General features: G+C 43.2%; 7 protein-coding genes and 1 pseudogene. 2 read left to right on the top strand and 6 right to left on the bottom strand.

Translation table 11 applies throughout. The features are described from left to right. Positions 1-832: 832 nt before the first annotated feature. Both ACFFAP_RS32135 and ACFFAP_RS32130 read right to left on the bottom strand, forming a co-directional pair. Positions 833-901, bottom strand: a pseudogene (locus ACFFAP_RS32135) (hypothetical protein); the annotation flags it as partial. An 81-nt stretch (positions 902-982) separates the two neighbouring features. After that, positions 983-2,161, bottom strand: coding sequence for a hypothetical protein (locus ACFFAP_RS32130; RefSeq protein WP_375515015.1), 1,179 nt, complete (start codon positions 2,159-2,161; stop codon positions 983-985). A gap of 195 nt (positions 2,162-2,356) precedes the next feature. Here ACFFAP_RS32130 and ACFFAP_RS32125 point away from each other — a divergent pair, with 195 nt between their 5' ends. Beyond that, entirely contained in the window at positions 2,357-2,479 is a 123-nt protein-coding gene (locus ACFFAP_RS32125) for a hypothetical protein (protein WP_375515014.1), read from the top strand. Positions 2,480-2,575: 96 nt separating this feature from the next. Here ACFFAP_RS32125 and ACFFAP_RS32120 read toward each other — a convergent pair whose 3' ends face one another. Continuing rightward, positions 2,576-3,025 carry a rhodanese-like domain-containing protein gene (locus tag ACFFAP_RS32120; protein ID WP_375515013.1) on the bottom strand — a complete coding sequence of 150 codons (450 nt, stop codon included), beginning with the start codon at positions 3,023-3,025 and terminating at the stop codon, positions 2,576-2,578. A gap of 476 nt (positions 3,026-3,501) precedes the next feature. Between ACFFAP_RS32120 and ACFFAP_RS32115 the strand changes: the two genes are divergently transcribed. Next, entirely contained in the window at positions 3,502-3,873 is a 372-nt protein-coding gene (locus tag ACFFAP_RS32115) for a hypothetical protein (protein ID WP_375515012.1), read from the top strand. 68 nt (positions 3,874-3,941) lie between these two features. On the opposite strand, the gene ACFFAP_RS32110 is transcribed toward ACFFAP_RS32115, so the two are convergent. The 3 genes from ACFFAP_RS32110 to gap form a co-directional block, all read right to left on the bottom strand. Beyond that, positions 3,942-4,946 (bottom strand): transaldolase, encoded by a 1,005-nt coding sequence (locus ACFFAP_RS32110; protein ID WP_375515011.1) that lies wholly within the window; start codon positions 4,944-4,946, stop codon positions 3,942-3,944. A gap of 283 nt (positions 4,947-5,229) precedes the next feature. Continuing rightward, complete coding sequence (gene pyk, locus ACFFAP_RS32105; RefSeq protein WP_375515010.1) at positions 5,230-6,660, bottom strand: pyruvate kinase; 1,431 nt, start codon at positions 6,658-6,660, stop codon at positions 5,230-5,232. 553 nt (positions 6,661-7,213) lie between these two features. Then, the gene (gap, locus tag ACFFAP_RS32100; RefSeq protein ID WP_375515009.1) at positions 7,214-8,257 is read right to left on the bottom strand and encodes a type I glyceraldehyde-3-phosphate dehydrogenase; all 1,044 of its coding nucleotides are present in this window, start codon (positions 8,255-8,257) and stop codon (positions 7,214-7,216) included. Positions 8,258-8,495 lie beyond the last annotated feature (238 nt).

Raw genomic sequence — 8,495 nt, 5'->3', positions numbered from 1 at the left:
TTATTCTGATTAATTTTTAATTTTTAACTTTTAATTTTTAATTAAAAAAAGGTCAGAGGATGCGATCGCACTTTTACTTGGTACAAGAGTAATCCAATTGCGATCGCCACCGGAAAGGGCGGGTACGCCATCGCTCCCCAGACAAAGGCAAATCACTAATTTTGGTTGGTGATCTATGCGATCGCCTTTAATCGCGCCTACTTACTTCGGCAAAACCACGCTTTTACGCACAGCACGCTTGCGACGCCGAATAGCCCGTCGTAGCATCGCTTTTACGAATACCTCCAGCCATCTAATATTCATGGCTATTGTTACCATATTTTTAAGCAATACCACGTAAAATTTTTTCAGAATAGTCTGCTAAATCTTGTTCATTTTCGATGATTTGGGTTACTAAAACATCAATAGTGGAGAGGATGGTATTGTTTTGCATAAAACTCGCCTGATTAAGCCAGAGATAAATATAGAAGGAAAGTAAACTTTTAGAGTGCCAAATCAATCAAAGGAGGTTTAATAAGATACAGCAGAATTCCGAATTCGGGAGCAAAGCCAAAGACGCTCTGCGGCTTGGCGTCAGAATTCAGAAGTAAAACAGGCTTTATACCTGACTTTGAGACTTAGCTTGTGTACTTCACTAACTTGAAATCTGCTGTATGATTAGCGTTCCACCATCACGATCTTTATAGGCACGGAATGGAAAGTGCTATTTTAAGCACCTTCCATTTTTCATGGGTTCATTTTCCGCTCTTGCAATTTAAAAATCGAAGGTTGTGCGAATCACACCCACATACTGCATATCATTTCTGCTGTCCTTTTTCGGGTTGAGAATCACTCATAAACCAAAAGTCACTGAGATATTATCGTTCAGGCGGTAGCGATAGAATGCTTCGATATGGTAAGCGTTATCTCGATCTTAAAGGATTTCACCTTCAGTAGATCGAGAAATTTTGCGTTAGCGAAGCTCACCGAAGGTATCGCTCTGTTAAAACTTAATAAAATAAGTATTTGTTGGTAGGCTTTGAGCGGTTCCTGAATTTGTAGACAAATCATTGACATTACCTGTTTTGATCACTGCAAACTTATTATTAAATAGCAATATTTCACCATTTCCAGGTGTTACCCAAGCTTTGCGAGTCTTGAGATTATCCGGAAAAATTAAAAAACTTGCATCGCCACGGTAAGGTGGAATCGGTTTACCTAAGAATGTTTGGCTATCTCTATTGGGAATTGCGTAAGCAGCACTAGATCCAACAAAAATATCAGTGCCATTTGAGTAAATAGTTTTAGGGAAATTGCTATTACCGTCTCCCAATCCTCCTGTTGAAGGAAGTCTTGTAAGACTTAGTTGCCCACGTTCAACAGTGAATGAGGTTAAATCAACAACTCCTGTGTAAACTTTTGTCTCATCACGAGTTTGGGCAGCATTAGTATATTTATCTGTAGTGATCAAGGTTTGTGTTAATAGGTCTTTACCATTCCACCTATAGATTGAATTACCCCCATAGACTGAACCAAGTACGTAGAGTTTATCCCCAGAAATGTATAATCTGTTGAGTCGGGTATCTGCCATGTTGTCAACAAGACTGGCAGGATTGTAACCCCAAAGCTTACCTTGGTTATTTCCTGGCAAATTTGGCAAGTTAAATATACTTGTGCCATTAAAACCCATTCGGTAAAGAAAAGCAATTTGTACTGGAATGCCTGACCGCTTTTGTTGCTGAAAACCACTGATGTAGAGATACTTATTTTTGTACTCAAAATCCATTACCTCAGTTACTGCATAGCTATGTTTAGCTTTGAAGTTGAGGCTGGTATCATATATTGATAGAGTATTTACAGACTGGTGAATAATCAAGCCATCTAAAAATTTAACTCTTGTTTTTGATGATGCAGGACTGTCAACTATTTTTTGAGTAGTTCCATCAGTTTTTATTTTTACTAATCCTGTTGGAACAGCGAGAACATAAGTCTTGCCGTCAATTGCTACAATGTCACGAGCATCCTGATAAGAGTTTGGAATTAGTTTTTTCCTGCCATCAGCTTCTACTTCCCATATACCCTCAGTATTAATGACCGCAACTTTGCTGCCGTTGACACAAGCCGCTCTTGGAGATGCAATATTAAGATATGTGGCGATTGCGGGGCTAGAATAACTAAACATTGTTATCCCTCTATCTTTTTATTGTTTTTTGATTTAACCTCACATCACTATAGGCCACGCGATAAAAAGCTACCACAATTTGTACGTGGTTACTACAGGTCAACTCAAAACTACTCTGGATTTTCAGCAAGATAGTTTTGATAAGCAATGTGCAACGCCTCTAGCTCTACCTGGAGTAGAACAAGCACTTACGCGATGGCGTACCCGCCCACCGTAGGTGCTCGCGTGGATAATATGTTGAGTGATACTATGCCTAACTCTCAACCTCCACTGCCACAACCTCAGCTAGAGCCGATGGGTATTACCTTTGACCAATAGGTAGAATTTACCCAAGAATTGTTAGAACTGTGTATTAGGTTGGATATGAAGAAGCGAGAAAAGGAGAGATTGCGGGAAAAACGGTAAAATTCAACTTTACTCCTCCTGAGCATGGTAGCTAGATTTCAGCAGTTTTCCCCAGATTGCATTGTAAGGATGTACAACCTGTGTCGGTTGCTCGTCTCTAAAAATGAGTCTTCCTTCATTTGCCCACTGAAAAATACCACCGCTCAAGTTATAAATGCACTTCATCCCAGCTTCATTAAGCTGCTGGGCTAATTTGGCGCTACGGTAGCCAACGGCGCAATACACGACAATTGGGTTGTCTTTTGGCACTGTAGAAAGTACTGCTAAGTCAGGTGTAATATAGTCTATGTGCGTTGCTGTTTCGATATGGCTCACCGCATATTCTGTTTGACTTCGTGCATCTAGCACTAATGGCCTCGGCTTTCCAGAATCTAATAGCAACTGAGCTAATTCTTTGCTTGTAATTTCCTCAACATTAGAAAATTTCAATCTAATCAGAACTTTAAGAAACTTAAACACAAGTGACTGCACTTGTAAAAATACTCTTTCGCTTTTACAGATTATATTGCTGAATCAGAAACACGTTGCGATCGCTATCTATTGGCAAAATAGCAACGCCTGGTTTCATTTTAACGGTAGCATACATCCCAGGCTGCCCGTCAGGTTGAACAACTTGGTCTTCACAAACATTAATAAACGAACAGGCTGATCCAGAATACGGTGAGCGGGTGCGTTCTGGACTTGCATGACAACCACAATTTACGCCCCTTTAAAAGGAGGTTTTACAATACTTGAACCATTGAAAAAAATTACATTTTCCTAGACAATCATTCTTTATCTACACAGGTTGCTTTAATTTACAATTAACCGTAAGGCTGAATTTAAAATCCATGATTTCATCCCAAATTAAGTTTAAAAAAAGTGGATGAACAATAATCTGCTGGCTTTAAGGTGTTTAATAAAGTTATTACCGAAAGTCTAGTAGAAGCAAAAACATGAAAGGTTTCAGGAAGTTATCTTCAATAGCGCTATTGCTATGTGCCTTTGTGTATCCGCCCTCATTAGCTGAAGCAAAGGATATTTCTTTAATTAATCCTCGCAATGAACAGAGCGCTACACCAGAGGCTAAGCTAGTTGGAGATAAAACCGGAGAGCTTTTAATTGCTCAACGGCGACCAAGACGATACCAAATTATTCGACGACGGCAGGAGTTTAGAGAACGGCAGATTCTCCAACGACGACAGCCCGAACGAAACCAAAATATCCGACAACGGCAGATTATCCGACGACGGCAGGAGTTTAGACAACGGCAGGAGTTTAGACAACGGCAGCCTTACGGACAATACCAGATTTTCCGACGTCGTTAATAACGACGGCTGATGTAAGTAATGAATGGTTAGTGGTTGAACCACTAACCACTAACTATCGTTACGTTCTAATGAGCTGCGACTACCTCTTTTTCAAGGCGAACTAGTCGGTCTGCTAAAAGTTTCTCAAGGTCTTCTAATGCCTTGGTGAAACCTTTGATGCCCTCATCTAGTTTATCGGTTGCCATGCGGTCAGAGGCGTGCATCTTGTCATAGGTATCTTTGTCAATGGATATCTTTTCAATTTCCAAGTTTGCTGCCTTAGCAGGGTCGAGTTTGCGTGGCAGTTCTCCAACTGTTGCTTGCAATTCAGCCAAAAGTGCTGGCGAAATGGTCAGCAAATCACTACCTGCAAGTTCGGTAATTTCACCAAGGTTACGGAAGCTAGCTCCCATAACTTCGGTTTTATAGCCGAATTTCTTGTAGTAGTTGTAGATTTTAGTGACTGACAAAACTCCTGGATCTTCGGCTGCTGGGTAGCTATCGCGTCCGGTATCTTTTTTGTACCAATCGAGAATCCGGCCGACGAAGGGAGAAATTAGGGTAACGCCAGCTTCTGCACAGGCGATCGCTTGGTGAAGACCAAACAACAAGGTAAGGTTACAGTGAATACCTTCTTTTTCGAGAATTTCCGCAGCGCGAATGCCTTCCCAGGTTGTGGCAATTTTAATTAAGACGCGATCGCGGCCAATTCCGGCAGCTTTATACTGAGCAATTAAGTCCCGTGCCTTAGTCAGGGTAGCTTCGGTATCGTAGGACAAGCGAGCATCCACTTCTGTAGACACGCGACCGGGAATAATTTGCAAAATCTTTAATCCAAAGGCAACTGCCAAACAGTCAAAAGCTAGAGAAACTATCTGTGCTTGGGTGGCTCCAGCTCCAGCATCTTTCTTCGCTTGGAGTAAAGTTTGATCGACAATTCCCTGATATTCTGGCATCTGCGCCGCAGCAGTAATCAGCGAAGGGTTGGTGGTGGCGTCTTGGGGTTTAAACTTTTCAATTGCCTGGATATCCCCTGTATCTGCAACTACAACAGTCACTTGTCGCAATTGTTCTAGTAAATTCTTAGACATAAAATACTCCGTGATGTTTGTTTAGGATTTACTTATTCCCCACCAAATTAGTGCTGAGTGCTGAGTGAGGAGTAGAGACGCGATTAATTGGGTCTGAGGAGTAGAGACGCGATTAATCGCGTCTGTACAAGAGTTATTTATTTCCTTGTCTCCCTAGTCCCTAGTCCCCAATCACCAGTCCCCAGTCTCTACTGCCTTCAATTCTGATTCTGGCAATTTTTCTTGATCATTGCCCAATTTTGCTTACTATCTTGAGCCACACCACAGCCTTATTCTAAGTGCCTTATGCCGAAATTGGCTGTCCAATGGAATGCACTTTGATTAAACTAGTTGTTCCTGATTTACCAATTGGAACACCAGAGGTAATTACTACTTTATCGCCCTTATTGGCTAAACCCATGTCTACAACTGTGTTCACCACATTGGTAAACATCTCTTCGGCATTGTGGACTGGTGGGATCAGCAAAGCTTCCACACCCCAAGAAAGCGCTAGTTGGCGATAAGCAGTGATGTCAGAGGTGAGGGCAATAATGGGAGAAGTTGGGCGATATTTAGACACCATTCTCGCCGTACTTCCTGATGTAGTGTTACAGAGAATTGCTCGTGAGCCTGTTTCATAAGCGATGCGACACACGGATTCTGCTACAGATTCGGTGACGCTGAGACTGCCTGCTTCATGACACCAGGCATGTTTGCTACCCTCATCTAGAGCCTGTTCTGTCCGCACGGCGATATTGTGCATCATCTCGACGGCGGTGATAGGATATTGTCCGACAGCTGTTTCACCAGAAAGCATCACCGCATCTGTTCCATCTAAGATGGAGTTGGCTACATCGGTGGCTTCAGCGCGGGTGGGATCGGGGGCGCTAATCATCGACTCTAGCATTTGGGTGGCTGTAATCACTGGCTTGCCAGCACGATTGCAACGGCGAATAATATCTTTTTGAATTAAGGGTACTTCATGAATTGGCACTTCTACCCCTAAATCGCCACGAGCAATCATAATTGCGTCAGCAACGTTCAGAATGGAGTCAAAGTTCTCTACTGCCTCTGCTCTTTCGATTTTGGCAATTAAGCGGATAGAAGCACCAGCTGCTTCAATCATACGTCTGGCGGGTTCTAAGTCTTGTGGCGATTGCACAAAGGACACCGCCACCCAGTCTACACCCAACTGAATCCCAAAGCGCAGATCCAGCAAGTCTTTTTCGGTAATCGAATTAACAGGTAAAGGAGTTTGTGGTAGGTTTACTCCCTTGTGCGTAGAAATTAACCCGCCAATTTTTACTTGTGCCCGAATGCGATCGGCATCGCGATCGCTAACAATCAACTTGACGCGACCATCATTAATCAAAATCGGTTCGCCTGGTCGCACCATTGCGAACAAAGTCGGCAATGGTAAAGGTAGTTCGTCGATACTCTCACCCTTTTCTTGCAAAACAAAGGTGACTTCACTACCAGCTTCTAAATTTAACCCTTCTGGTGGTAAAGTTCCCAAACGAATCTTCGGGCCACACAGGTCTTGCATAATTGCGATCGGCTTTTGCTGCTCAGTACTAATTTGCCGGAGATGGTGAGCAGTTTGGGCGTGGAATTCATAAGCCCCGTGGGAAAAATTCAGCCGTGCCACATTCATTCCAGCTTTTACTAAAGCTTGCAGCTTTTCGGGTGCAGATGTAGCCGGCCCAACAGTACAAATGATTTTGGTTCGACGCATAGGGATTAGGGGTTGAGGAGTAACCTGTAAATTTGGATGGTTTATACCAATTCGTAATTCGTACCTCGGCTTACTTCGACTACGCCCTTCGACTACGCCCTTCAACTACGCCCTTCGGCTTTGCCCTTCTTTACGAGAGGCTGCGCCAACGACTACGCTCAGGACAAGCTCAGTACAAGTCGCTCGGCAACCTAATTAGTAATTCGTAATTAACAGACTTCGCATCCAAATTTACATGTGCTTCATATCACTGCTTTGCTATAGTACTTACGCAAAAATTGCTAAATAGCTTAATTTATCGAACCGCCTTCGCGTAGCGTCTCGTAGAGAAGACGCCAAGAGCGCCGAGAATTCGTAAAGTGTGCGTAAGTCCTATGCTAAATAAAGATACTAAATGGCGTTTTGTTTTCACGGTATTTACCACCCGACCCAAATCTCAAAAGTCAAGGGTCAAAAGTCAATGACCAATGACCAATGACTAATACTTCGGCTTTGCCCTGCTCTACGAGAGGCTGCGCTCAGGACAAGCTCAGTACAAGTGACTAATGACCAATCAAACCACAGCAACTGTCGGTGCGAGTTTTTCTTTCTGTGACATAGACAACATCAAGTCAATCACGCGATTCGAGTAACCCCACTCGTTGTCATACCAGGCAATTACCTTGAAGAAGTTGGAGTTCAACTCAATACCAGCACCTGCGTCGAAGATACTGGAATGGGTATCGCCTTGAAAATCTGTGGAAACTACTTCTTCATCTGTATATCCCAAGATACCTGCAAGAGAACCTGCGGCAGCCTCCTTCATGGCAGCACAGATTTCCTTATAACTAGTAGCTTTGGCAGTTTTAAAAGTTAAATCAACTACAGAGACATCGGGAGTCGGAACTCGTAATGCCATACCAGTCAACCTACCCTTCAATTCTGGTAAAACCAGTGCTACAGCTTTAGCTGCGCCTGTGGAAGAGGGAATAATATTCTGGGTTGCACCTCGACCACCCCGCCAGTCTTTCTTGCTGGGCCCGTCTACAGTTGGCTGAGTAGCAGTCATGGCATGGACTGTGGTCATTAACCCTTCGGTCAACCCAAAGTTGTCATTGATCACCTTAGCTATGGGAGCTAGACAGTTTGTAGTGCAACTAGCATTAGATACAATTATATCTTTGCTGGCGTCAAATAAGTGATGATTTACACCCATTAGGAGGGTAGTAACTCGCTCTGGATCTTTAGTGGGAGCGGAAATTACCACTCGCTTTGCACCTGCCTGCAAGTGATTTGCGGCTCCTTGGTAGTCAGTGAAAAGTCCGGTAGCTTCCACCACATAATCTGCGCCTAATTGTCCCCAAGGTAACTCTGCTGGGTTCCTCACCGACACGCAAGGAATGAAGTGTCCGTCAATGACGATACCATCTTCCTTGGCTTCAACCTTGAACTTTAATTTGCCGTGGGTTGAGTCGTACTTTAATAGGTAAGCGAGGTTATCTGGTGGTACTAGGTCGTTAATGCCTATAAATTCAATGTTAGGGTTATCGATGCCAGCGCGAAGCACAAGTCGCCCGATTCGACCGAAGCCATTGATACCAACCTTCAATTTAGTCAAGATTAAACCTACCCTTGTGGAAAGTTGAACAAAAGGAGAAAGTTAAAAGTCAAAATAGATTGCCTTTTACTCTTTACTCTTTGATCGTGACAGTATCAGTCAGCTAAGGGATATTTACTTGGCATATTTTAAGGATTGGGGTATTGGGGACTGGGCAGGGGGAATGGAACAGAAAGGGGAGTAAAAAGGTTCAACTTCCGAGTAAAAAGGCTCAACTGTCGAGTAAAAAGGCTCAACT

The organism is uncultured Nostoc sp., from assembly GCF_964245575.1.
Taxonomy (GTDB): domain Bacteria; phylum Cyanobacteriota; class Cyanobacteriia; order Cyanobacteriales; family Nostocaceae; genus Nostoc.
This window is presented reverse-complemented; position numbering and strand designations above follow the sequence as displayed.

Excerpts from the sequence above, each read along its gene's own strand:
- ACFFAP_RS32125 (WP_375515014.1), top strand. The coding sequence starts at position 2,357 with ATGGCGTACCCGCCCACCGTAGGTGCTCGCGTGGATAATATGTTGAGT.
- ACFFAP_RS32110 (WP_375515011.1), bottom strand. The coding sequence starts at position 4,946 with ATGTCTAAGAATTTACTAGAACAATTGCGACAAGTGACTGTTGTAGTT.
- ACFFAP_RS32115 (WP_375515012.1), top strand. The coding sequence starts at position 3,502 with ATGAAAGGTTTCAGGAAGTTATCTTCAATAGCGCTATTGCTATGTGCC.
- pyk (WP_375515010.1), bottom strand. The coding sequence starts at position 6,660 with ATGCGTCGAACCAAAATCATTTGTACTGTTGGGCCGGCTACATCTGCA.
- ACFFAP_RS32130 (WP_375515015.1), bottom strand. The coding sequence starts at position 2,161 with ATGTTTAGTTATTCTAGCCCCGCAATCGCCACATATCTTAATATTGCA.